This is a genomic window from Pseudomonas sp. lyk4-TYG-107, from assembly GCF_030209055.1.
GTDB lineage: Bacteria > Pseudomonadota > Gammaproteobacteria > Pseudomonadales > Pseudomonadaceae > Aquipseudomonas > Aquipseudomonas putida_A.
On sequence record NZ_JARVST010000018.1, the window covers coordinates 1 to 23,378 of the forward strand.

Below are 23,378 nucleotides of genomic sequence, written 5' to 3' on the forward strand. Positions count from 1 at the left end.
ACGGCACAGAGTGGCGGTGACGAACGGTGGCAGTAAGACAGTTGCTCCCACATTTTGGAATGCATTCCCCTGTGGGAGCGGGCTTGCTCGCGAAGAGGCCAGCCCAGGCAACACAAAAATTGCAGGCATAAAAAAAGGCCATCCGAGGATGGCCTTCAAAAAACTAGAGAGGTTTTTTACTTACACCGCCGCAACCGGGCGCATGTAAGAGATTGGTGCGGTGCTGGCGTCTTCGAACGTCACCACTTCCCACGCATCTGTCTGCTCAATCAACTTGCGCAGCAGCTGGTTGTTCAGTGCATGACCGGACTTGAAGCCTTTGAACTCACCAATCAGGCTGTTACCCAGCAGGTACAGGTCACCAATCGCATCGAGGATCTTGTGCTTCACGAATTCGTCTTCGTAGCGAAGGCCGTCTTCGTTCAGTACACCATCGGAATCCACCACGATCGCGTTTTCAACGCTGCCGCCGAGTGCGAGGTTGTGCTTGCGCAGGTACTCGATATCACTCATGAAACCGAAAGTACGGGCGCGGCTGACTTCTTTTACGAACGAAGTGCTGGAAAAATCCACGCTTGCACTTTGGGTGCGGTCCCGGAAAACCGGGTGATCGAAATCGATCTCGAAGCTCACCTTGAACCCTTCGAAAGGGACGAAAGTGGCGCGCTTGTCGCCGTCTTCCACTGTCACTTCACGCAGGATGCGGATGAATTTCTTGGCGGCGTCCTGCTCTTCCAGGCCAGCCGATTGAATCAGGAATACGAACGGTCCAGCGCTGCCATCCATGATCGGGACTTCGGACGCGGAGAGCTCGACGTAGGCGTTATCGATGCCCAGGCCAGCCATGGCCGAGAGCAAGTGCTCTACCGTGTCCACTTTGACGTCGCCGTTGATCAGCGTCGTCGACATAGTGGTTTCACCGACGTTTTCCGCGCGGGCAGGGATCTGCACCACAGGGTCGAGGTCAGCGCGACAAAACACAATGCCAGTGTCGACAGGCGCAGGCTTGAGGGTCAGGTAGACCTTCTCCCCGGAATGCAGGCCTACACCTGTGGCACGGATAATATTTTTCAGTGTGCGTTGTTTAATCATGGCTTGGGCCGCTTCAGCGCAAATTGCGAACTGGTATCAACAAAGGCTGGCGATAATAGCAGACCGAGCCTTTGCTGAACACCAATCACCGTCATAGCCCTGATACATTCCATCAATCGGCCTGACGACGCAGGAATGCCGGGATGTCCAGGTAATCCAGATCGTCCTGCGGGTTCATCTTCGCGGCAGTCGCAGCACCGGCCTGAGCCTGGTTGCGCATGACGGTCGGACGGTCCAGGTCACGGTAGTTCACCGCCGGAGCTTCCTGACGCGCAGGAGCCGGTTGTTGAACCTGAGCGGCAGCCATGGAGGTGTGAACGGTGTTGTCGATGACCTTCACAGGCTTCTCGATTTTCGCGCCCAGACCGGTGGCAACCACGGTGACGTGCAGTTCGTCGCGCATGTCCGGATCGATAACGGTACCGACCTTGACCATTGCGTGCTCGGAAGCGAAGGCTTCGATGATGCTACCCACGTCGGAGTACTCACCCAGGGACAGGTCAGGACCGGCGGTGATGTTCACCAGGATGCCGCGTGCACCTTGCAGGTTCACGTCTTCCAGCAGCGGGTTGCGGATGGCCGCTTCGGTCGCTTCACGTGCACGGTTCGGACCGCTGGCGCAGCCAGTGCCCATCATCGCCATGCCCATTTCGCTCATCACGGTACGCACGTCGGCGAAGTCGACGTTGATCATGCCCGGACGCTTGATGATGTCGGAGATACCGCGAACGGCACCGGCCAGTACGTCGTCAGCCTTGGCGAAAGCCGACAGCAGGCTCGCGTCTTTACCGAGGATGGTCAGCAGCTTCTCGTTAGGGATGGTGATCAACGAGTCGACGCTTTCGGAGAGCATGCGGATGCCTTCGTCGGCGATCTGCATACGCTTGCGGCCTTCGAACGGGAACGGACGGGTCACGACAGCAACGGTCAGGATGCCCATTTCCTTGGCCACTTCGGCGATGATCGGCGCAGCACCGGTACCGGTACCGCCGCCCATGCCAGTGGTGATGAACACCATGTTGGTGCCCTGCAGTACTTCGGCAATGCGCTCACGGTCTTCGAGAGCGGCCTGACGACCTACTTCAGGGTTGGCGCCAGCGCCGAGACCTTTGGTCACGCCGGTGCCCAGTTGCAGGATGGTACGCGCGCCGATGTTTTTCAGCGCTTGAGCATCAGTGTTGGCGCAGATGAATTCGACGCCTTCGATGTTGCTCTTGACCATGTGGTTGACAGCGTTGCCGCCGCCACCGCCAACACCGATAACTTTGATTACCGGGCTTGCGGGGATGTTGTCTACGAGTTCGAACATTTTCCCTCTCCTTACATTCTCTAGTTTTTTCGCCTACTGCATTTTTGTAACGGTGTTGCGGTAAAGCTTTAGAAGTTGCCTTGAACCCACTTCTTCAATCGGTCCAGCAACGGCGCCTGTGGCTCATCGTTGCTGTAGCTGTCGCGGCTGCCGATGCCCGAGAACGAGATCCCGTCGGACTGCTTCTGCAGGCCGTACATCAACAAGCCCACGCCAGTGGAATAAATCGGATTGCGCACCACGTCATCCAGGCCCTTCACGCCATGCGGCACGCCCAGGCGCACCGGCATGTGGAAGATTTCTTCGGCCAGTTCGGTGGCACCTTCCATCTTCGACGTACCGCCGGTCAGGACGATGCCCGCCGGGATCAGGTCTTCGTAGCCGCTGCGACGCAGCTCGGCCTGGATCAGGGTGAACAGTTCGTCGTAACGCGGCTCGACCACTTCGGCCAGGGCCTGACGCGACAGTTCGCGCGGTGGACGGTCGCCAACGCTCGGCACCTTGATGGTTTCGCCGGCACCGGCCAGTTTGGCCAGGGCGCAGGCGTAGCGGATCTTGATCTCTTCGGCGTACTGGGTCGGGGTGCGCAACGCCATGGCGATGTCGTTGGTCACCTGATCACCGGCAATCGGGATCACCGCGGTGTGGCGGATCGCGCCTTCGGTGAAGATCGCGATGTCGGTGGTGCCGCCGCCGATGTCGACCAGGCACACGCCCAGTTCTTTTTCGTCGTCAGTCAGTACCGAGTAGGCCGAGGCCAGTTGCTCGAGAATGATGTCGTCGATTTCCAGACCGCAGCGACGCACGCACTTTTCAATGTTCTGGGCGGCGTTGACGGCGCAGGTGACCACGTGAACCTTGGCTTCCAGACGGACGCCGGACATGCCCAGAGGCTCGCGGACGCCTTCCTGGTTATCGATCACGTAATCCTGCGGCAGGGTGTGCAGCACGCGCTGGTCAGCCGGGATCGCCACGGCCTGGGCGGCGTCGAGTACGCGCTCCAGGTCAGCCGAGCTCACTTCGCGATCACGAATCGCCACGATGCCGTGGGAGTTCAGGCTGCGGATGTGATTGCCGGCCACGCCGACGAAAGCCGAGTGAATGCGGCAGCCCGCCATCAGTTGGGCTTCTTCGATCGCGCGCTGGATCGATTGCACGGTGGACTCGATGTTCACCACCACGCCCTTCTTCAGGCCGCGGGACGGATGAGTACCGATACCGACGATTTCCAGCGTGCCGTCGTCCGCGACCTCGCCTACCAGCGCCACCACCTTGGAGGTGCCGATATCCAGACCGACGATCATTTTGCCGCTTTGCACGTTTGCCATGGGTCCTGCCTCTTCTTAATTCTTTGCGACAGCGGGTTGGGCTGTCGTCGGCGCTACTGGTTCCCGCCAGCCAACAGCGAGGCCGTTGGCGTAGCGCAGATCGATGCGCGCAATGTTCGTAATCTGGTCTTTAAGCGTCTTGTCATAGATGGCAATGAAGCGGCGCATCTTTTCCACCAGGTTGCCGCGTCCCAGCAGCAACTCGATGCCGGGGCCGGAGCTGCCGGCACCAGTGGTCAGGAACCAGCTGCCACGTTCACGCAGTTCCAGACGCGCGATCGAGAAGCCCAGCGGCCGGAGCATCTGGCTCAGCACCTGATACTGCTGCATCACTTGCTGCTGGGCCCGTTGTGGGCCGAACAGCTGTGGCAGGTGTTCGTAGTTCGCCAACTCCTTTGGCGTGAAGGCCTGACCCTGGTTGTTGAGCAGCGACTCGTCGCCCCAACGGGCCACCGGCAGTTGCTCTTCGAGGCGGATCACCACCTGATCCGGCCACACCCGGCGTACTTCGGCGTGGGCGATCCACGGCATCTGCTCAAGCTCGGTACGCATGCTGGCCAGATCAATGGTGAAGAAGCTCGACGCCACGTACGGGGCGATTCGCTGCTGCACCGCTTGCTGACTGATGTAGCTCAGGTCGCCCTGCACGGCGATCTTGGTGATCGGCCTGTCAGCGTATGGCAGCAAACGCTGCGCGCCTTCGTAAGTACCGAACCCGAGCGCCACCAGCAGCACCGGCCAGAACAGGCTTTTCAGAAAGCCGAAATTGGCTTTCGGCAGGCGCGCGGACATCGGCTCTTTGGCCACCATTCGGCTGGCACCCCGCGGCACCGGCTTGCGGCCGGGTGCGGGTGGCTGATGTCTGAGATGAGCGCCTTGCATGGTCTTAACCTCGCGCCTCTGTATGACCGGAGCCTTCAACACTGGCGGCCAGAATGGCCAGAACCAGTTGCTGGAAGTCCAGACCGGCAGCACGGGCCGCCATCGGCACCAGGCTGTGATCGGTCATGCCCGGTGCGGTGTTCACTTCCAGGAACCAGAACTGTCCGTCGGCGTCCTGCATCACGTCCGCCCTGCCCCAACCGGCAATACCCAGCGCCTCACAGGCCTTGGCCGTGAGATCCATGAGTTCCTGTTCCTTGGCGGCATCCAGTCCGCACGGAATGCGGTACTGGGTATCGTTGGCGATGTACTTGGCGTCGTAGTCGTAGAACGTGTGCGGTGTACCCAGGGCGATAGGAGGCAACACCTGGTCACGCAGGGTGGCGATGGTGAACTCCGGACCTTGAATCCATTGTTCAACCAAGACTTGCGAATCGTAGGTACTGGCCGCTTTCCATGCGTCGATCAACTCGGACGCAGAACTCACTTTGGCCATCCCGATACTTGAACCTTCATGCGCCGGTTTGACGATCAAAGGGAAGCCCAGTTCCGTCGCCGCGGAAATACAATCGGCTTCGCTGCACAGCACGGCGTGACGCGGCGTCGGAATCCCGAGGCTGTGCCAGACCTGCTTGGTGCGCAGTTTGTCCATCGCCAGTGCCGAAGCGAGGATGCCGCTGCCGGTGTAAGGAATACCGGCGCATTCGAGCAGGCCCTGCATCGAGCCGTCTTCACCGCCACGACCGTGGAGAATGATGAACGCGCGGTCGATCTTTTCATTCAGCAGACGCTGCAGAAAATCCTCGCCGACGTCGATCCCGAACGCGTCCACGCCCGCGCTTTGCAGCGCGTCGAGCACGGCGTTACCGGATTTCAGCGAAACCTCACGCTCGGCACTCATGCCACCGAACAGCACGGCGACACGCCCGAAATCTTTCGGCGCGATGGTGGAGAACAGGTTGGCGTAGGCAGCAGTCATTTCAACTTCCCCTCGACCGACGCAGCCACGGCGCCGGCGAACAATTCACTTTTCAACAGCTTCGGCGCGAGACCGCCGATATCCCCGGCACCCTGGCACAGCAGGATGTCGCCGGCACGCAGCAGCGGCTTGACCAGCGGCGCGAGGTCGACACCGCGCTCGATGTAGATCGGGTCGAGCTGACCACGCTGACGGATGCTGTTGCACAGCTTGCGGCTGTCCGCGCCCGGGATCGGCTCTTCGCCCGCCGGATAGACTTCCATCAGCAGCAGCACGTTGGCATCGGCCAGTACATTGACGAAATCGTCGTACAGGTCACGGGTGCGGCTGTAACGGTGCGGCTGGTAAACCATCACCAGACGGCGCTCCGGCCAGCCACCGCGCACGGCTTTGATCACGGCGGCGACTTCGGTCGGGTGGTGACCGTAGTCGTCGACCAGCATCACGTTACCGCCGTCCACCGGCAATTCGCCGTAGACCTGGAAGCGTCGGCCAACGCCCTGGAACCCGGACAGGCCCTGAACGATGGCTTCGTCGCTGACGCCTTCGTCGGTGGCGATGCAGATGGTCGCCAGCGAGTTGAGCACGTTGTGGTTGCCCGGCATGTTCACCGACACATCGAGCGGCTCGCGATCAGGACGCAGCACGGTGAAGAAGGTCTGCATGCCTTGCTGACGCACATTGATCGCGCGCACGTCGGCGTCTTCGCTGAAGCCGTAGGTCACGGTCGGACGCTTGACCAATGGCAGGATTTCACGCACCACCGGATCGTCCAGGCACATCACCGCCAAACCGTAGAACGGCAGGTTGTGCAGGAACTCGACGAAGGTTTTCTTCAGCTTGTTGAAGTCACCGTCGTAGGTCGCCATGTGGTCGGCGTCGATGTTGGTGACCACGGCCACCAGCGGTTGCAGGTGCAGGAAACTCGCGTCGCTTTCGTCGGCTTCGGCGATCAGGTAGCGGCTGGTGCCGAGCTGGGCATTGGTGCCCGCCGCATTCAGACGGCCACCGATGACGAAGGTCGGGTCCAGACCACCAGCGGCGAACACCGAAGCGATCAGGCTGGTGGTGGTGGTTTTGCCGTGGGTGCCGGCGACGGCGATGCCGTGGCGATAGCGCATCAGCTCGGCGAGCATCTCGGCACGCGGTACCACCGGGATACGACGCTCAAGGGCGGTCGCCACTTCCGGGTTGGAAGTGTTGACAGCACTCGACACCACCAACACGTCAGCGGTAGCGGCGTTCTCGGCACGGTGACCGATATAGATGTGCGCACCGAACGATTCCAGACGCTCGGTCACCGGCGAAGCCTTCAGGTCGGAACCGGACACTTCATAGCCCAGGTTCAACAACACTTCGGCAATCCCGCACATGCCCACGCCGCCGATACCGACGAAGTGGATGCGACGGATGCGGCGCATTTCCGGTTGTGGCATGGCTTTCTGATTCTCAACCATGAGCCACCTCCAGGCAGGTATCGACCACGCTACGGGTGGCATCGGGTTTGGCCAGACGGCGGGCCGCTTGGGCCATTTCTTCGAGTCGTTGCGGTTGCATCAAGACCTCTGTCAGGCGCGCGGCAAGGTCCGCGGCACCAGTCGTTCTTTGCGGCATCACGAAGGCTGCGCCTTCACGGGCCAAATAATCGGCGTTGCGGGTCTGGTGATCGTCGATCGCGTGGGGCAAAGGCACCAGCATCGAGGGCAGACCAACGGCAGCCAGCTCACTGATGGTCAGCGCGCCAGCGCGGCACACCACCAGGTCAGCCCAGCCATAGGCCTGGGCCATGTCTTTGATAAAGGGCTGCACCTGCGCATCCACGCCGGCGGCGCGGTAGCGCTCTGCAGTCACTTCATCGTGGTTTTTGCCGGCCTGATGAAACACTTCCGGACGCAAATCGGCAGGTACTTGCGCCAGGGCTTCAGGCAGCAACTTGTTCAACGGTTCTGCGCCCAGGCTTCCGCCGAGGATCAGCAAACGCGCTTTGCGCCCGGCCAGAGCCGGTCGCGATGTTTCGAGGAACAGCTCGCTGCGCACCGGGTTTCCGGTGGTACGGCGGGTGTCCGACAGAGTAAAGGTGTCGGGGAACGCTTCACACACCCGGGCGGCGAACGGCACCAGCAACCGATTGGCGGTGCCGGCCACGGCGTTCTGCTCGTGAACGATCACCGGCACACCGGCCAGTTTCGCGGCAATCCCGCCAGGCCCGGTCACATAACCACCGAAGCCGACCACGCAGACTGGACGCAGCTTGCGAATCACCGCCCGCGCCTGCCACACCGACTTGAGCAACATGAACGGTGCCTTGAGCAGCGACAGCTTGCCCTTGCCACGCAACCCGGTGGCATTGATGCGGTGCAGTTCCAGACCTGCAGCCGGCACCAGTTCGTTTTCGATTCCGCGTGGCGTGCCGAGCCAGTGCACGGTGTAGCCGCGCGCCTGGAATTCGCGGGCACAGGACAGCGCCGGGAACACGTGGCCGCCGGTGCCGCCGGCCATGATCAATACGTTAGCGCCCATGGTTCGGCTCCTCGGCGAAGTCGCTCTCATGGAACTCCATCTCTTCACTGCCCAGGTGGGTTCGACTCTCCCACTCGATCCTCAGCAACAAGCCAAGGCAGGCGCAGCAGATCACCAGGGAACTGCCGCCATAACTGAGGAACGGCAGGGTCAGGCCCTTGGTCGGCAGCAGACCGACGTTCACGCCGATGTTGATCAGGAACTGGCCAATCCACAGGAACGACAGACCGTAAGCCACATAAGCAGCGAAGAACTGCTTGGCTTTTTCGGCCCACAGACCGATGTACATGCCGCGAATACACACGAAGACGAACAGCGCCACGGTGCACAGCGAACCCACCGCACCCAGCTCTTCGGCAAGTACGGAGAACACGAAGTCGGTATGCGCTTCAGGCAGGTAGAACTGTTTCTGCACGCTGTTGCCCAGGCCAACGCCCAGCCACTCACCGCGACCGAAGGCAATCAACGCCTGCGACAACTGATAACCGGCGCCGAACTGGTCGGCCCACGGGTCGGCGAAGTTGGTCAAACGCGCCATCCGGTAAGGCTGCATCTGAATCAGCAAGACCACGGCCCCGACTGCCAGCACCACCATCAGCGAGAAGCGGAACAGCCCGACTCCGCCGAGGAACAGCATCGCCGCCGCAGCCCCCATCATTACCACGGTGGCACCGAAGTCCGGCTCCATCAGCAACAGACCCGCCATCGGCAGCAGCACGATGAACGGCTTGAAGAAGCCCATCCAGCTCTCGCGCACTTCTTTCTGCCGACGCACCAGATAACCGGCGAGGTAGATCACCACAAACACCTTGGCGATCTCGGACGGCTGAACGTTGAAGAAGCTGAAACCGATCCAGCGCATCGAACCGTTCACTTCACGGCCGATCCCGGGGACGATCACCATCACCAGCAGACCGAATGCGCCGATCAGCATCATCCAGCCCAGACGCTGCCAGGTGGCAATCGGAATCATCATGGTGATGATGCAGGCACCCAGGCCCAGTGCCACGTAGATCAGGTGGCGAATCATGTAATACAGCGCGCTGCCCGACTGCGCCGCCGCCACTTCGGTGGAAGCGGAGGCGATCATGATCAGGCCCAGGCCCAGCAGCGCCAGGCAACCGGCGAGCATCGGGAAGTCGAGGTCGATGCCACGCCCGGTGATGATCGGCGACGGGTACGGCTTGATGATATTGCGCAGGCTCATGCCAGATCCTCCACGGCGCGGACGAACTGGTGACCACGGTCTTCGTAATTCTTGAACATGTCGAAACTGGCGCAGGCCGGCGACAGCAGCACTACGTCACCCGGCTGGGCGACTGCGCGGCATTGCGCGACGGCGTCGACCAGCGAGGTCGCGCGAATCAGTGGCACGGCGTCACCGATGGCCTCGCCGATCTTATCGGAGTCGCGGCCCATCAGGATCACGGCGCGGCAGTTGGCCGCCACCGGATCGCGCAGATCCTTGAACTCGGCGCCCTTGCCGTCGCCACCGGCGATCAGCACGACCTTGCCGTCGATGTCCGCACCCAGGCCTTCGATGGCAGCCAGTGCAGCACCGACGTTGGTGGCCTTGGAATCGTTGTAGTAACCGACGCCGTCGAGATCACGCAGCCACTGGCAGCGGTGTTCGAGGCCGGTGAAGTTACGCAGGGCATCAAGCATGGCGTCGAACGGCAAGCCGACCGCATGGCCGAGCGCCAGCGCCGCGAGGGCGTTCGCCTGGTTATGCGCGCCGCGCACTTTCAGTTCGCGCACTGGCATCAGGTTCTGGAATTCGAAGGCCAGGTATTTCTCGCCGTCTTCTTCGCGCAGGCCGAAGGCCTTGAAATCCGGTTTGTTCAGGCCGAAGGTCCAGCAAGGCTGGCCTTCGCCGATCAGCGGACGACTGAGTGCATCCTGACGATTGACCACGAACTGCTTCGCGCCACGGAAGATCCGGTGCTTGGCCAGGTGGTACGCCGGCAGGCCGCTGTAGCGGTCCATATGGTCTTCGCTAATGTTCAGCACGGTGGCCACTTCAGCGTTGAGCTGGTCGGTGGTTTCCAGCTGGAAGCTCGACAGCTCCATCACGTACAGCTCGACGTCATCGCTGAGCAGTTCCAGTGCTGGCGTACCGAGGTTGCCGCCCACCGCGACGCGTTTGCCGGCCGCAACCGCCATCTCGCCGACCAAAGTGGTGACGGTGCTTTTCGCGTTGGAACCGGTGATGGCCACGATCGGCGCCCGCGCGTTACGCGCGAACAGCTCGATGTCGCCGGCCATTTTCACGCCACGGGCTGCAGCGGCTTGCAGGGCCGGGGTCGCCAGCGCCAGGCCGGGGCTCACGTAGAGCTCGTCGGCGCGGCACAGGAATTCGACGTCCAGCTCGCCACAACGCACTTCCACGTGCGGATAGTCACGCTTGAGCGTGGCCAGTTCCGGTGGATTGTCCCGCGTATCGGCGACGGCAAACGACACGCCCCGGTTCGCCAGGAAGCGAACCAGGGACATGCCGCTCTTGCCGAGGCCGACAACGATGCGGAAGTGGTCAGAAGCGATCAGAGACACTCGTTCTACCTCAGCTTCAGGGTGGCAAGGCCGATCAACACGAGAATCACGGTGATGATCCAGAAACGGACGATCACGCGTGGCTCGGGCCAGCCCTTGAGTTCAAAGTGGTGGTGAATCGGTGCCATGCGGAACACACGGCGACCGGTCAGCTTGAAAGAGGCAACCTGGATAACCACCGACAGGGTTTCCATCACGAACACGCCGCCCATGATGAACAGGACGATTTCCTGACGGACGATCACTGCGATGGTGCCCAGTGCCGCGCCCAGTGCCAGAGCACCGACGTCGCCCATGAACACTTGCGCCGGATAGGTGTTGAACCAGAGGAATCCGAGGCCGGCACCGATCAGTGCGCCGCAGAACACGATCAGTTCGCCCGCGCCCGGCACGTAAGGGATCAGCAGGTATTCGGCGAATTTCACGTTACCCGACAGGTAGCAGAAGATCCCCAGACCGCCGCCGACCATCACGGTTGGCATGATCGCCAGACCGTCGAGGCCGTCGGTCAGGTTGACCGCGTTGCTCGAACCGACGATCACGAAGTAGGTCAGCACGATGAACCCGGCGCCCAGCGGAATGCTGTAGTCCTTGAGCATCGGCAGGATCAGCGTGGTCTCCACCGGCGTGGTGGCGGTCATATAAAGGAAGATCGCTGCGCCCAGGCCAAAGACCGACTGCCAGAAATATTTCCAGCGGCTTGGCAAGCCACGGGAGTTCTTCTCGATCACTTTGCGGTAATCGTCGACCCAGCCGATGGCGCCGAACAGCAGAGTCACCAGCAGCACGACCCACACGTAGCGGTTGCTCAGGTCAGCCCACAACAGGGTGCTGACACCGATGGAAGACAGAATCAACGCGCCGCCCATGGTTGGCGTACCCGACTTGGACAGGTGCGATTGCGGGCCGTCATTACGAACGGACTGGCCGATCTGACGGTTCTGCAGGGTGCGGATCATCCACGGGCCATAGCACAGCGACAAAACCAGCGCGGTCAGCACACCGAGGATCCCGCGCAGGGTCAGGTACTGGAAGACCGCGAAGCCTTTGTAAAACTGTTGCAGATACTCCGCTAGCAGCAGCAGCATTAATGTTTCTCCAGACTGGACCCGCACAGAGCCGCAACGATGTTTTCCATCGCTGCACTGCGCGAACCCTTGATCAAAATGGTGGTGTTTGTGTCCTGCTCGGCGTCGAGGGCCTGGATCAGTTCGGCTTGCGTGCCGAAGTGATGCGCCTCTTTACCGAATGCGTTCACGGCGTGGACCATGTTCGGCCCGACCGCGTAAAGCGCGGAAACCTTGCCCCGGGCGTATTCGCCCACGTCGCGGTGCCCCTGCTCCGCCCAGTCGCCCAACTCGCCGATATCTCCGAGCACCAGGACGGTGCGGCCGGAAAAGCCGGCGAGTATATCAACGGCCGCGCACATGGAGGTGGGGTTTGCGTTGTAAGTGTCATCGATCACGCGCATGCCGTTCTTCGCCAGTTGCGCGACGGTGCGACCCTTGACCGGTTGTACTGCGCCAAGCCCGGTGGCAATGCCGAACAGCGACACGCCCAAGGCGTGAGCGGCAGCGGCGGCAGCCATGGCGTTGGCGACGTTATGGGTGCCGAGCAGGTTCAGTTGAACGTGCTCCACACCTTCAGGTGTATGCAGGTTGAAGGCCGGGCAACCCCGGGCATCGGTGCTCAGGTCGCTGGCGTGGAAATCTGCCTGAGGATTGCTCAGGGAGAAGGTCAGCACTTTGCGTGCGCCGGCGCGGAGCTTCCAGATACCAAAGGCCTTGTCATCGAGGTTGAGCACAGCGACGCCATCCGCCGCCAGCCCGTCGATGATCTCGCCTTTGGCTTCGACGATTTTTTCCGGCCCGCCGAACTCGCCAACGTGGGCGGTGCCAGCGTTGTTGAGGATCGCCACGTGTGGCTTGGTCAGCCCGACGGTGTAGGCGATTTCACCCAGACGCGAAGCGCCCAGTTCGATTACGGCGGCGGTGTGTTCCGGGGCCAGTTCGAGCAGGGTCAGCGGTGCGCCCAGATCATTGTTCAGATTGCCGCGCGTCGCCAGCACCGGACCGCGGGTACGCAAGATGCTCGCGAGCATTTCCTTGACCGTGGTCTTGCCGCTGGAGCCAGTGATGGCCGCGACTGGCTGGGTGAATGCGGCACGGTTCAACGCACCCAACTGGCCGAGGGCCTGGCGGGTGTCCTTGACCAGCAGTTGCGGCAAGGTGCTGTCGACGACTTCGCGCTCGACCAGTGCCGCCACCGCGCCCTTGCCAGCGACGTCGTTCAGATAGTCGTGACCATCGAAGCGCGGACCGGTCAGGGCAATAAACAGTTGGCCAGCGGTGATCGCACGGCTGTCGATGCTGACGCCATCAAAACTGGCGTCGCTGCTGATCAGACGGGCGTCGAGCACGTTGGTCAGTTCGCTCAATGTCAGGGCCTTAAGCATGGGCCACCTCCCACGCGGTGAGGGCATGATCGGCCTCGACCAGATCGGAGAAAGCGTGCCGCTCGCCGTTGATTTCCTGATAGTCCTCGTGACCTTTACCGGCCAGCACGATCACGTCATCCGCCGAAGCACCGGCGATCATCTGGGCGATCGCCTGACCACGGCCGGCGACGAAAGTAACTTTATCCACAGCGCTGAAACCGGCGCGGATGTCGTCGAAAATCTGCGCCGGGTCTTCCGTGCGCGGGTTGTCATCGGTGACCAGTACACGATCAGCCAGACGCTCGACCACTTCGGCCATCAGCGGACGCTTGCCGCGATCACGATCACCGCCACAGCCGAACAGGCACAGCAACTGGCCTTTGACGTGTGGGCGCAATGCGCTCAGAACTTTTTCCAGCGCATCCGGGGTGTGGGCGTAGTCGACCACCACCAGCGGCTGAGTGCCACCACCCAGACGCTGCATGCGTCCGGCCGGGCCTTCGAGTTTCGGCAGCACCTTGAGAATTTCGTCTAAGGCGTAATCCAGACCGAGCAAGGCGCCGACTGCCGCCAGTACGTTGCTCAGGTTGAAACGACCGAGCAGCGTGCTGCGCAGGTGATGCTCGCCCTGCGGCGTGACCAGCGTGGCGCGCACGCCGTGGTCATCGAACTGCGCTTCACGGCAGAACAGGTAGGCGCTGCTGTCGAGCAGGCTGTAGGTGATCAGGCGCGAATCGCGTTTTTCGGCGGCCAGTTGCCGACCGAAATCGTCGTCGAGGTTGACCACGCGGCACTTCAGGTCATTCCAGGCGAACAGCTTGGCCTTGGCCTCGGCATACGCCTCCATGGTGCCGTGGTAATCCAGGTGATCGCGGGACAGGTTGGTCATCACCGCAACGTCGAACGCCAATGCAGTGACCCGGCCCTGATCCAGACCGTGGGACGACACTTCCATGGCCACGGCTTTGGCCCCGGCCTTTTTCAGGTCGCCAAGGGTCGCTTGCACGGCAATCGGATTCGGCGTGGTGTGCAGGCCGCTTTCCAGCGCGCCATAGAAGCCGGAACCCAGCGTACCGACGATGCCGCAATGCTGACCGAGCAGATCGAGTGCCTGCGCGACCAGTTGGGTCACGCTGGTCTTGCCGTTGGTGCCGGTGACGCCGATCAGGTTCAAGTGATGGCTCGGTTCGCCATAAAAGCGCCCGGCGATGTCGGACAGCTGCGCCGCCAGGCCTTTGACCGGAATCAATGGCACTTCGGTGATCGGCAGCACGGTGGCGCCTTCCACTTCATAGGCAACTGCCGCCGCGCCACGCTGCAAGGCATCGGCGATGTGCGCACGGCCATCGAACTTGCCGCCCGGTACGGCGAGGAACAGATCACCCGCGCGTACGTTGCGGCTGTCCAGCGCCAATTCACGGATCAGCAGATCGTGGCCGGCGTGGGGGAATATCTTGTTCAGACTCAGAGACATCAGCCGCGCCCTCCATTGGCTTTCAGCGGAACGGCCGGCGTAGCGTTGGCCTGTTGGGTGGTCGGCAGGTTGTCCGGGGTCACGTTCATCAGACGCAGGGTGCCGGACATCACACGGCTGAACACCGGCGCCGAAACCAGACCACCAAAGTAACCGGCCTTGGACGGTTCATCGATCACCACCACGATGGCGTAACGCGGATCGCTCATCGGGCCGAAACCGGCAAACAGCGAGCGGTACGAGTTTTCGGCGTAGCCCTTGGTGCCCACCGACGTTTTACGTGCAGTACCCGACTTGCCGGCCACGTGATACGCCGGCACCTGCGCACGGAACACGCCGCGCGGGGCTTCGATCACTTGCTGCAGCATGCCTTGCATGGTCTTCGCGACCGCTTCCGGCAGTACCTGGGTGGTCTGCGGCGGCTTGTCGGTTTTGATCAGGGTCAGCGGTGCCAGACGACCGTTGTTGGCCAGTGCCGAAAACGCGTGAACCAGCTGGATCGCCGTCACGGAAATACCGTAGCCGTAAGACAGCGTCGCAGTTTCGGCCTTGCGCCATTCACGGTAATTCGGCAGGTTGCCGACGCGCTCGCCCGGGAAGCCGAGGCCGGTGTCCTGGCCGAGGCCGACTTTCTGTGCGAGGCGGAAAATGGTTTCGCCACCAATATCGAACGCAACCTTACTCATGCCGACGTTACTGGAATTGATCAGGATGCCGGTCAGGTCGAGTACCGGACCTTCGGTCTTCGACACGTCCTTGATGGTGTATTTGCCGATCTGCAGGGAGCCCGGGTACACCTCGACGGTGTCGCTCGGTTTCCAGCGGCCGGTTTCGATCGCGGCACTCATCGAGATCGCTTTCATGGTCGAACCCGGTTCGAACACGTCGATCATCGCGCGGTTACGCATCATCGCCGGCTGCAGATTGCGACGGTTGTTCGGGTTGTAGGTCGGCTGGTTGACCATGGCGAGAATCTCGCCGGTCTTCACGTCCATGATCACCAGGCTGCCGGCCTTGGCGCCGTTCTCGATGATCGCATTGCGCAGCTCGCGGTTGGCCAGGTATTGCAGACGCAGGTCAATCGACAACGCCAAGGGCTTGCCGGCCTTGGCGTTTTTGGTGACCTGGACATCCTTGATCAGCCGACCGCGCCGATCCTTGATGACCTGCCGCTTGCCCGGGACACCGGCCAGCCACTCGTCGTAGGCCAGCTCGACGCCTTCACGCCCGTGATCGTCAATGTCGGTAAAGCCGACCATATGTGCGGTAACTTCACCGGCCGGATAGAAGCGGCGGAATTCTTCGATGCCGTAAACGCCCGGCACTTTCAGATCGAGCACAGCCTGGCCCTGCTCGGGGGTCAGCCCGCGCACCAGATAAATGAATTCTTTGTTGGCCTGGGCTTCGAGACGTTCGGCCAGGGCTTTCGGATCCTGCCCCAGCGCAGCGGCCAGCGCCGGCCACTTCTCTTTGGCGGTCTGCATTTCCTTGGCGTTGGCCCACAGGGTCGTCACCGGGGTGCTCACGGCCAACGGCTCGCCGTTACGGTCGGTGATCAGACCACGGTGAGCAGGAATCGGAATATGACGCAGACTGCGCGCGTCGCCCTGACCTTTGAGGAAGTCACGGTCAACCACTTGCAGGTCGATGATGCGCCAGCAGATCGCCGCAACCATCACGCCGAGCAGTGCCACCATCAGGCGGAAGCGCCACGGGAAGAGTGCCCCTTCGAGTTTCATCATGGCGCCACCATCTTCACGTCAGCCGCGCCAGGGATGTGCATCTTCAGTTGTTCGGTGGCCAGCACTTCGATGCGGCTGTGCGCAGTCCAGGTGCTTTGCTCGAGAATCAGGCGCCCCCACTCGGCCTGCGCCTTGTCGCGCACGCTGAGTTCGTTATAAAGATTGTTGAGCAACTGCCGGTTCCAGTGCGCGCTGTAAGACACGCCGATGGCCGACACGAGCACGCCGATAAACAGCAGCAGCATGATAAAGCTGCCGCCCGGCAGGGGCTTGGCGAAAAGCTTGCTCACCGCAACTTCTCCGCGACACGCATGACAGCGCTACGGGAACGTGGGTTGGCTTTGAGTTCGGCGTCGGAGGCCGTCTGCGCTTTGCCGTGGATTTTGATTTTCGGTTCGAACGCCACGTGGCGCACGGGCAGGTTGCGTGGCAGGTTGTCAGCTTCGCCTTTCACCAGCTTGCGCATGAACAGTTTGACGATGCGGTCTTCAAGCGAGTGGAAGCTGATGACCACCAGACGGCCACCGATCTCCAGAGCATCCAGGGCGGCTTCGAGGCCGGCTTCCAGATCGCCCAGTTCGTTGTTGACGTGAATGCGCAACCCCTGGAACGCACGGGTCGCCGGGTTCTTGCCCTTCTCCCACGCCGGGTTGGCGACTTTCAAGACTTCGGCAAGATCAGCGGTGCGCTCGAACGGCTTGATGTCGCGGCGCTCGGCCACGGCACGGGCCATGCGCCCGGAGAAACGTTCTTCGCCGTATTCCTTGAACACCCGGGCGATTTCTTCCACCGGCGCGGTGTTGACGAACTCGGCGGCGCTGATGCCACGGGACGGATCCATCCGCATGTCCAGCGGGCCGTCGTTAAGGAAACTGAAGCCGCGCTCGGCGTCGTCGAGCTGCGGCGAAGACACGCCGAGATCGAGCAGGATACCGCTGACCTTGCCGCTCAAACCCTGCTCGGCAACCACCGAACCCAGCTCGGCAAAGCTGCGCTGCACAACGACAAAGCGGCCGTCTTCGGCCGCTAGCGTTTGCCCGGTGGCAATCGCTTGTGGATCTTTGTCGAACCCGATGAGTCGACCGTCCGTCCCGAGCTGGCTGAGGATCAGCCGACTGTGCCCGCCGCGCCCGAACGTACCGTCCAGATAGCAGCCATCAGGACGTACGGCGAGAGCCTCGACGGCTTCGTCAAGCAGTACGGTGATGTGGTTAAAGCCGCTATCAATAGTCACAGGATCAAATCACGCAGTTCGTCAGGCATGGCGCCCGGTTGTTGAATAGCAGCAAGGTCAGCGGCAGACACCGCGTTCCATGCATCCTCGTCCCACAATTGGAACTTGTTCAGTTGGCCCACCAGCATCGCTTTCTTATCAAGCTTGGCGTATTCGCGCAGACGCGGTGGAACCAGAAAACGACCACTGCCGTCGAGTTCGAGGTCGACGGCATTACCAATCAATAAACGCTGCAGGCGACGGTTCTCTTCGCGAAGCGAAGGGAGCGCGCGCAACTTGGTTTCAATGATTTCCCACTCGTCGAGCGGGTAGACACACAGGCACGGATCAACGGCATCAATGGTCACGATCAATTGGCCGGAACTACGCGAAACGAGCTCGTCACGGTACCGGCTCGGCATGGCGAGACGGCCCTTTGCATCGAGACTGATAGCGTTAGCTCCGCGAAACACGTCAGCGTTTCTCCAATTTTTATCGTTTTGAGCTCAAAAAACCCACTTCATGCCACTTTCCGCCACTTGCGCACACTATAGGAATGCGCCCACCACACCGTCAAGGCGCGGATCAAAGGAAAACCCTTACAGAACGGAGATTTAGGAGCTTAAAAGGAGGGGTAACGACAATTTGGCGGACACTTTTGACCAATAACTTGATGCAGCACTGAAAGCTGCGCTCGGAAGTTAAAGTAATTTGTTAAGAGTAAGATTTTTTCGGTATTACAAAAGCGCTTCTGCTGTTGATTGAAGCAAGGTGGGAAATGGCTATTACTGCATTTGCCGCTGCCGGACTTTAGCGCAGGCCTGCCGATAATAACCAGCCCTGATGCCATTGATTCAAGCAGGGAAAGAAAAAGGTGGAGAGTCGATCTGTAAGCCGGGTTCTGTCTTGAACAGTCATTCGTCTACGATGGCCATCACTGGACATCTTTAGCAACCTACCCGGTCCCAGCGCGGGCCACGCCTTGGGACCCTATTTGGTCTTGCTCCAAGTGGGGTTTACCTAGCCACGAACTGTTGCCAGACGTGCGGTGCGCTCTTACCGCACCTTTTCACCCTTACCGGCGCCGAAGCGCTTAGGCGGTTATTTTCTGTGGCACTTTCCGTAGGCTCACGCCTCCCAGGCATTACCTGGCACTTCGCCCTATGGAGCCCGGACTTTCCTCCCCCCCCTAATTTTCATAGAGGGCAGCGACTGTCCGATCGACTCTCCGCCGCGCAGGTTAACGGCAGAGCGCCCGAAGAACAAGCGCTAATAGCCGTGAAACCCGTCTGCGCGACGGGTTACCCGCCCTTCTGCTGTTCCAGTGCGACCTGATACAGCACGTTTTTGCGCTCGCCGGTGATTTGCGCGGCCAGAGCGGCGGCACGCTTGAGCGGCATCTCTTCGAGCAACAAATTGAGCACGCGCATCGCTTCGCTGCTGACGGCGTCTTCGGACTCCGGTGCAGACCAGCCGGCGACCAGCACCACACACTCGCCGCGCTGCTGGTTGCTGTCGGACTCGACAAACGCACGCAGCTCAGCCAGCGGCAACCCCTTAAGCGTCTCGAAAGTCTTGGTGATTTCCCGGGCCAGCAATGCCTGACGCTCTCCACCGAACACCGCTTCCATGTCCTGCAGGCATTCGAGAATACGATGCGGGGCCTCGTAGAAAATCAGCGTGCGCGGCTCTTCTTTGACTGCTTCCAGGCGCGCCTTGCGCCCTACCGACTTGGCCGGCAGGAAGCCTTCGAAGATGAACCGGTCGGAGGGCAGGCCCGCCGCCGACAGCGCCGCGATCAAAGCACAGGCGCCCGGCACCGGCACCACATTGATCCCCGCCGCCCGCGCCTGACGCACCAGGTGGTAACCCGGATCGGAAATCAGCGGCGTCCCCGCATCGGAAATCAACGCGACGTTATCGCCCGCCAGCAAACGGGTAATAAAGCGGCTACCTTCATCACGTTCGTTGTGTTCGTGGCAGGCGGCCAACGGCGTGGCAATGCCGAAGTGCTGCATCAACCGCGCCGAGTGCCGCGTGTCTTCGGCGGCGATCAGTGCAACCTCGCGAAGGATTTTCAGAGCCCGGGCGCTGATGTCGTCCAGGTTGCCGATGGGCGTCGCCACCACATAAAGCGAGCCAGCAGCGGAATTCAAAGGACCTGGAGCAGTCAAAGCGCACACCTCGTGTTCGGTAAAAGCCGGCATTGTAACGCGTCACGAGGCTTGCGAACCGTATGAGCCAAGCGCGGTTTTGCACGCAGTTGTGCGCCGCCGCAACATTTACTCCAGCTAAATTGATTGATTCACGCCAGTAACATCGCGCCCCGGCCAGTGCTTGGGTACAATTCCACGCTAATTTGATCGAGTATCAGGAACACTTACATGATCGCTTGCCTGCGGCTGTTCACTGCCCTCTGCCTCGCTGCCTTGCTGGCGGCCTGCGCCAGTTCCCCTTCCTCCAGCCTTGGCGAACTTCCACGGACTCCGGATGCCAGCATCGAGCAACTGCTCGAACAGGCTACCCAGGCCAAGACGCCGGAAAAAGCCGCGCTGTTGCGCTTGAGTGCAGCAGACCTGGCTTATCGCCAGGGCAACGCCGGCCAGTCCGCGCAGATCCTGCAACAAGTGCCGATGGAGCAGTTGAAGCCAGGCCAACAGATCTTCGCCAGCACCCTGTCCGCTGAACTGGCGATGACCCGCAATCAGCCGAAAGCCGCGCTGACGGCCCTGAGCCATCCGAGCCTGCAGCATCTGAGCGAAATGCCGGAAGACCAGCAAGTGCGCACCGGCACCGTGCATGCCCGCGCACTGGAAGCCGATGGCCAGACCCTGGCGGCCGCTCGCGAGCGCATCTTCATCGCGCCAATGCTCAAAGGCGAAGCCGCGAGCAAGAACCACGAAGCGATCTGGACCCTGATCGCCTCGCTGCCAACCGATCAACTGCAACCCAATACCTCCGACGATCTCGGTGGCTGGATGGGCCTGGCCTTGGCAGTGAAAACTGCCGGCACCCTGGAACAGCAGCAAGCGGCGATCGATGCCTGGCGCGCGCAGAATCCAAAACACCCGGCTGCGATCAACCTGCCGCTGCCCCTGACCAAACTCAAGGAACTGGCCAGCCAGCCCCTGAGCAAGATCGCCCTGCTGCTGCCGCAAGACGGCCCACTGGCCTCGGTCGGCAAGGCCCTGCGCGAAGGCTTCATGGCGGCGCACTATCAAGCGCAACAGGCCGGCCAGAAGCCGCCCGCCATCGAGTTCTACGACAGCTCCAAGCTGACCTCGATGGACGAGTTCTACCGCAAGGCCCAGGCTGATGGCGTGCAACTGGTGGTCGGCCCGCTGGAAAAACCGCTGGTCAAACAACTGAGCACCCGTCCGCAACTGCCGATCACCACCCTCGCATTGAACTACAGCGAAGGTGATCAGGGTCCGGCGCAACTGTTCCAGTTCGGCCTGGCGGCTGAAGACGAAGCCCGCGAAGTTTCGCGTCGTGCCCGCGCCGACGGCCTGCACCGCGCGGCGATCATGGTGCCGAAAGGCGAATGGGGCGACCGCGTACTGCGCGCGTTCAGCCAGGACTGGCAGGCCAATGGCGGCAGCATCGTCGCCACCGAACGTGTCGATCAGCCGGTGCAACTGGCCCAGCAGATCGCCGACATGTTCCAGCTGCGTCAGAGCGAAGCCCGCGCCAAGAGCCTGCAGAACGCCGCTGGCACCAACGTAGCCGCGCAGCCGTCGCGTCGTCAGGACATCGAGTTCATCTTCCTCGCAGCCACCCCGCAACAGGCGCAGCAGATCAAGCCGACCCTGAACTTCCAGTACGCCGGTGACGTTCCGGTGTACGCAACGTCCCACGTCTACAGCGCCAGCGGCGATGTGAACCAGTACAACGACATGAACGGTGTGCGCTTCTGCGAAACCCCGTGGTTGCTGGAAGCCAATGACCCGCTACGCCAGCAAGTCACCGCGCAATGGCCACAAGCGGCCGGTAGCCTCGGCCGCCTGTACGCCATGGGCGTCGATGCCTACCGTCTGGCACCGCGCCTGGGTCAGTTGAAGGCGCTGCCGGACAGCCGCATCGAAGGTCAGTCGGGCAGCCTGGGCATGACCCAGACCCAACGCGTGGTGCGTCAGTTGCCATGGGCGCAGTTCGTCAACGGTCAGGTTCAACGCCTGCCGGACACCCCGCGCTGATGCCCGACGGCTCCCACCTGCAAAGCGGCAAGGATGCCGAACGCCAGGCGCTCGAGCATCTGCAACACCACGGTCTGCGCCTGCTGGCGCAGAACTGGTCATGCAAACGGGGCGAGCTTGATCTGGTCATGCTTGATGGCGATACAGTAGTATTCGTCGAAGTCCGCTACAGAAAAAACACTCAATGGGGTGGCGCGCTCGCTAGCATCGATGAGCGCAAACGGCAGAAACTGATTTTCGCCGCACAGTATTTTCTTCAGCGTGAGTCACGCTGGGCCGATTCCCCTTGCCGCTTCGACGTGGTGGCCATCGACAGGCACCCGGATCAGTTGAACTGGTTGCAGAATGCGTTCGATGGTTGATTCTCTGCACACCACCCCGGACACTTTCACCGACAATTTTTGCTCTTTGCTTTGCGGGCTGCACATTCACGTGCCGAACAGCCGCGCTACTTAAGGTCACACAGATGGACATGCAATCCCGAATTCGCCAGCTTTTCCAGGCCAGTATCGACACCAAGCAACAGGCGATGGACGTACTTGCACCGCACATCGAGCAAGCCAGCCAGATCATGGTCAACGCCCTGCTCAACGAAGGCAAAATGCTTTCGTGCGGCAACGGCGGCTCTGCCGGCGACGCCCAGCACTTCTCCTCGGAGCTGCTCAACCGCTTCGAGCGCGAACGCCCGAGCCTGCCGGCCATCGCCCTGACCACCGACAGCTCGACGATCACCTCGATCGCCAACGACTACAGCTACAACGAAGTGTTCTCCAAGCAGATCCGCGCACTGGGTCAACCAGGCGACGTATTGCTGGCGATTTCGACCAGCGGTAACTCGGCCAACATTATTCAAGCGATCCAGGCCGCACATGATCGCGAAATGATTGTCGTAGCATTGACTGGCCGCGATGGCGGCGGCATGGCTTCGCTGCTGCTGCCTGAAGATGTCGAGATTCGCGTACCGGCCCATGTCACTGCACGTATTCAGGAAGTCCATCTGCTGGCGATCCATTGCCTCTGCGATCTGATCGACAGCCAACTGTTCGGGAGTGAAGAATGACCCCTAATCGCCTTGGCCTTCTGGCCTTGACCCTGTGCCTCGGCATCAGCGGCTGCACCTCGGTGGTGAATGCCAGCCGTGAAGCGCCGATTGAAGACGACCGCGGCACCCGAACCTTCGGCAGCAAAATCGACGACTCGCTGATCGAGACCAAAGTCGGCGTCAACGTGGCCAAGGCCGACCCCGGCCTGGACAAGGACTCGCATATCGTCGTCACCAGCTTCAACGGCGTGGTGCTGCTCGCCGGCCAGACGCCGCGCGAAGACCTCAAGGCCAAGGCTGAACAGGCCGCCGCCAACGTCCAGCGCGTGAAGAAGGTGCACAACGAGCTGCAAGTGATTGCGCCGTCGAGCTTCCTCGCCCGCCAGAACGACGCCTGGCTGACCACCAAGATCAAGACCCAGATGCTGACCGATGCCAGCATTCCCGGCTCGCGCATCAAGGTCGTGACCGAGAACGGTATCGTCTATCTGCTGGGCCTGCTGACCAAGCAGGAAGCCCAACAGGCGACCAACCTGGTGCAGAGCGTTTCCGGTGTGCAGAAAATCGTGAAGCTGTTCGAATACATCGACTGATACGCGACGAGCAGATACAAA

22 protein-coding genes and 1 other RNA gene are annotated in these 23,378 nt (G+C 61.3%); 5 read left to right on the forward strand and 18 right to left on the reverse strand.

From position 1 onward, the window contains the following. On the forward strand, positions 1-208 hold a 208-nt coding region (locus QRN61_RS14735), incomplete at its 5' end, for a hypothetical protein (RefSeq protein WP_285374087.1). On the opposite strand, the gene lpxC is transcribed toward QRN61_RS14735, so the two are convergent. The 18 genes from lpxC to rsmI form a co-directional block, all read right to left on the reverse strand. Next, positions 181-1,092: a UDP-3-O-acyl-N-acetylglucosamine deacetylase gene (gene lpxC, locus QRN61_RS14740; RefSeq protein ID WP_007961638.1), complete on the reverse strand. Its 912-nt coding sequence runs from the start codon at positions 1,090-1,092 to the stop codon at positions 181-183. The genes QRN61_RS14735 and lpxC overlap by 28 nt on opposite strands. Before the next feature lie 112 nt (positions 1,093-1,204). Beyond that, a complete protein-coding gene (gene ftsZ, locus QRN61_RS14745) occupies positions 1,205-2,401 on the reverse strand; it encodes a cell division protein FtsZ (protein WP_007961637.1) in 1,197 nt (398 codons plus the stop codon). Between the two features lie 68 nt (positions 2,402-2,469). Then, the gene (gene ftsA, locus QRN61_RS14750) at positions 2,470-3,729 is read right to left on the reverse strand and encodes a cell division protein FtsA (protein WP_003228014.1); all 1,260 of its coding nucleotides are present in this window, start codon (positions 3,727-3,729) and stop codon (positions 2,470-2,472) included. 15 nt (positions 3,730-3,744) lie between these two features. Further along, a complete protein-coding gene (locus QRN61_RS14755) occupies positions 3,745-4,611 on the reverse strand; it encodes a cell division protein FtsQ/DivIB (RefSeq protein ID WP_007961636.1) in 867 nt (288 codons plus the stop codon). A gap of 4 nt (positions 4,612-4,615) precedes the next feature. Beyond that, the gene (locus QRN61_RS14760; protein WP_086791637.1) at positions 4,616-5,590 is read right to left on the reverse strand and encodes a D-alanine--D-alanine ligase; all 975 of its coding nucleotides are present in this window, start codon (positions 5,588-5,590) and stop codon (positions 4,616-4,618) included. Continuing rightward, positions 5,587-7,047 (reverse strand): UDP-N-acetylmuramate--L-alanine ligase, encoded by a 1,461-nt coding sequence (gene murC / locus QRN61_RS14765; RefSeq protein ID WP_007961634.1) that lies wholly within the window; start codon positions 7,045-7,047, stop codon positions 5,587-5,589. Before murC ends, QRN61_RS14760 begins: the two co-directional genes overlap by 4 nt. Beyond that, positions 7,040-8,110: an undecaprenyldiphospho-muramoylpentapeptide beta-N-acetylglucosaminyltransferase gene (murG, locus tag QRN61_RS14770; RefSeq protein ID WP_027612180.1), complete on the reverse strand. Its 1,071-nt coding sequence runs from the start codon at positions 8,108-8,110 to the stop codon at positions 7,040-7,042. The genes murC and murG overlap by 8 nt, the downstream gene beginning before the upstream one ends. Further along, positions 8,100-9,317, reverse strand: a complete 1,218-nt coding sequence (gene ftsW / locus QRN61_RS14775; RefSeq protein ID WP_003228018.1) for a putative lipid II flippase FtsW — start codon at positions 9,315-9,317, stop codon at positions 8,100-8,102. The genes murG and ftsW overlap by 11 nt, the downstream gene beginning before the upstream one ends. Next, positions 9,314-10,660, reverse strand: coding sequence for a UDP-N-acetylmuramoyl-L-alanine--D-glutamate ligase (gene murD, locus QRN61_RS14780; protein ID WP_285374088.1), 1,347 nt, complete (start codon positions 10,658-10,660; stop codon positions 9,314-9,316). The genes ftsW and murD overlap by 4 nt, the downstream gene beginning before the upstream one ends. Before the next feature lie 5 nt (positions 10,661-10,665). Next, complete coding sequence (mraY, locus tag QRN61_RS14785) at positions 10,666-11,748, reverse strand: phospho-N-acetylmuramoyl-pentapeptide-transferase (RefSeq protein ID WP_025109289.1); 1,083 nt, start codon at positions 11,746-11,748, stop codon at positions 10,666-10,668. After that, entirely contained in the window at positions 11,748-13,115 is a 1,368-nt protein-coding gene (locus QRN61_RS14790; protein WP_097086210.1) for a UDP-N-acetylmuramoyl-tripeptide--D-alanyl-D-alanine ligase, read from the reverse strand. The genes mraY and QRN61_RS14790 overlap by 1 nt, the downstream gene beginning before the upstream one ends. Next, positions 13,108-14,571: a UDP-N-acetylmuramoyl-L-alanyl-D-glutamate--2,6-diaminopimelate ligase gene (locus tag QRN61_RS14795; protein ID WP_285374089.1), complete on the reverse strand. Its 1,464-nt coding sequence runs from the start codon at positions 14,569-14,571 to the stop codon at positions 13,108-13,110. The genes QRN61_RS14790 and QRN61_RS14795 overlap by 8 nt, the downstream gene beginning before the upstream one ends. After that, positions 14,571-16,310, reverse strand: a complete 1,740-nt coding sequence (locus QRN61_RS14800) for a peptidoglycan D,D-transpeptidase FtsI family protein (protein ID WP_179353344.1) — start codon at positions 16,308-16,310, stop codon at positions 14,571-14,573. The genes QRN61_RS14795 and QRN61_RS14800 overlap by 1 nt, the downstream gene beginning before the upstream one ends. After that, positions 16,310-16,603: a cell division protein FtsL gene (gene ftsL, locus QRN61_RS14805; protein WP_007961627.1), complete on the reverse strand. Its 294-nt coding sequence runs from the start codon at positions 16,601-16,603 to the stop codon at positions 16,310-16,312. The genes QRN61_RS14800 and ftsL overlap by 1 nt, the downstream gene beginning before the upstream one ends. Next, entirely contained in the window at positions 16,600-17,547 is a 948-nt protein-coding gene (gene rsmH, locus QRN61_RS14810) for a 16S rRNA (cytosine(1402)-N(4))-methyltransferase RsmH (protein WP_007961626.1), read from the reverse strand. Before rsmH ends, ftsL begins: the two co-directional genes overlap by 4 nt. After that, positions 17,544-17,999 (reverse strand): division/cell wall cluster transcriptional repressor MraZ, encoded by a 456-nt coding sequence (mraZ, locus tag QRN61_RS14815; RefSeq protein ID WP_003228026.1) that lies wholly within the window; start codon positions 17,997-17,999, stop codon positions 17,544-17,546. The genes rsmH and mraZ overlap by 4 nt, the downstream gene beginning before the upstream one ends. Before the next feature lie 401 nt (positions 18,000-18,400). Continuing rightward, an RNA gene (rnpB, locus tag QRN61_RS14820) (RNase P RNA component class A) lies at positions 18,401-18,754 on the reverse strand. A gap of 73 nt (positions 18,755-18,827) precedes the next feature. Continuing rightward, a complete protein-coding gene (gene rsmI, locus QRN61_RS14825) occupies positions 18,828-19,733 on the reverse strand; it encodes a 16S rRNA (cytidine(1402)-2'-O)-methyltransferase (RefSeq protein WP_096797142.1) in 906 nt (301 codons plus the stop codon). A gap of 177 nt (positions 19,734-19,910) precedes the next feature. On the opposite strand from rsmI, the gene QRN61_RS14830 reads away from it, so the two are divergent. From QRN61_RS14830 to QRN61_RS14845, 4 genes are all read left to right on the forward strand, one after another. After that, on the forward strand, positions 19,911-21,722 hold the full coding sequence (locus QRN61_RS14830; protein ID WP_096797143.1) for a penicillin-binding protein activator: 1,812 nt from the start codon (positions 19,911-19,913) through the stop codon (positions 21,720-21,722). Beyond that, entirely contained in the window at positions 21,722-22,084 is a 363-nt protein-coding gene (locus QRN61_RS14835; RefSeq protein WP_027612188.1) for a YraN family protein, read from the forward strand. Before QRN61_RS14830 ends, QRN61_RS14835 begins: the two co-directional genes overlap by 1 nt. A gap of 104 nt (positions 22,085-22,188) precedes the next feature. Further along, on the forward strand, positions 22,189-22,782 hold the full coding sequence (locus QRN61_RS14840) for a phosphoheptose isomerase (RefSeq protein ID WP_007961622.1): 594 nt from the start codon (positions 22,189-22,191) through the stop codon (positions 22,780-22,782). Next, positions 22,779-23,357 carry a BON domain-containing protein gene (locus QRN61_RS14845; RefSeq protein WP_007961621.1) on the forward strand — a complete coding sequence of 193 codons (579 nt, stop codon included), beginning with the start codon at positions 22,779-22,781 and terminating at the stop codon, positions 23,355-23,357. The genes QRN61_RS14840 and QRN61_RS14845 overlap by 4 nt, the downstream gene beginning before the upstream one ends. Positions 23,358-23,378: the final 21 nt, after the last annotated feature.

Coding starts and splice junctions, on each gene's coding strand:
- QRN61_RS14795 (WP_285374089.1), bottom strand. CDS start 14,571: ATGTCTCTGAGTCTGAACAAGATATTCCCCCACGCCGGCCACGATCTG.
- ftsA (WP_003228014.1), bottom strand. CDS start 3,729: ATGGCAAACGTGCAAAGCGGCAAAATGATCGTCGGTCTGGATATCGGC.
- murG (WP_027612180.1), bottom strand. CDS start 8,110: ATGGGCGCTAACGTATTGATCATGGCCGGCGGCACCGGCGGCCACGTG.
- ftsZ (WP_007961637.1), bottom strand. CDS start 2,401: ATGTTCGAACTCGTAGACAACATCCCCGCAAGCCCGGTAATCAAAGTT.
- mraY (WP_025109289.1), bottom strand. CDS start 11,748: ATGCTGCTGCTGCTAGCGGAGTATCTGCAACAGTTTTACAAAGGCTTC.
- QRN61_RS14755 (WP_007961636.1), bottom strand. CDS start 4,611: ATGCAAGGCGCTCATCTCAGACATCAGCCACCCGCACCCGGCCGCAAG.
- QRN61_RS14760 (WP_086791637.1), bottom strand. CDS start 5,590: ATGACTGCTGCCTACGCCAACCTGTTCTCCACCATCGCGCCGAAAGAT.
- lpxC (WP_007961638.1), bottom strand. CDS start 1,092: ATGATTAAACAACGCACACTGAAAAATATTATCCGTGCCACAGGTGTA.
- QRN61_RS14790 (WP_097086210.1), bottom strand. CDS start 13,115: ATGCTTAAGGCCCTGACATTGAGCGAACTGACCAACGTGCTCGACGCC.
- QRN61_RS14830 (WP_096797143.1), top strand. CDS start 19,911: ATGATCGCTTGCCTGCGGCTGTTCACTGCCCTCTGCCTCGCTGCCTTG.
- QRN61_RS14800 (WP_179353344.1), bottom strand. CDS start 16,310: ATGAAACTCGAAGGGGCACTCTTCCCGTGGCGCTTCCGCCTGATGGTG.
- ftsW (WP_003228018.1), bottom strand. CDS start 9,317: ATGAGCCTGCGCAATATCATCAAGCCGTACCCGTCGCCGATCATCACC.
- QRN61_RS14840 (WP_007961622.1), top strand. CDS start 22,189: ATGGACATGCAATCCCGAATTCGCCAGCTTTTCCAGGCCAGTATCGAC.
- rsmI (WP_096797142.1), bottom strand. CDS start 19,733: ATGCCGGCTTTTACCGAACACGAGGTGTGCGCTTTGACTGCTCCAGGT.
- QRN61_RS14845 (WP_007961621.1), top strand. CDS start 22,779: ATGACCCCTAATCGCCTTGGCCTTCTGGCCTTGACCCTGTGCCTCGGC.
- murC (WP_007961634.1), bottom strand. CDS start 7,047: ATGGTTGAGAATCAGAAAGCCATGCCACAACCGGAAATGCGCCGCATC.
- QRN61_RS14835 (WP_027612188.1), top strand. CDS start 21,722: ATGCCCGACGGCTCCCACCTGCAAAGCGGCAAGGATGCCGAACGCCAG.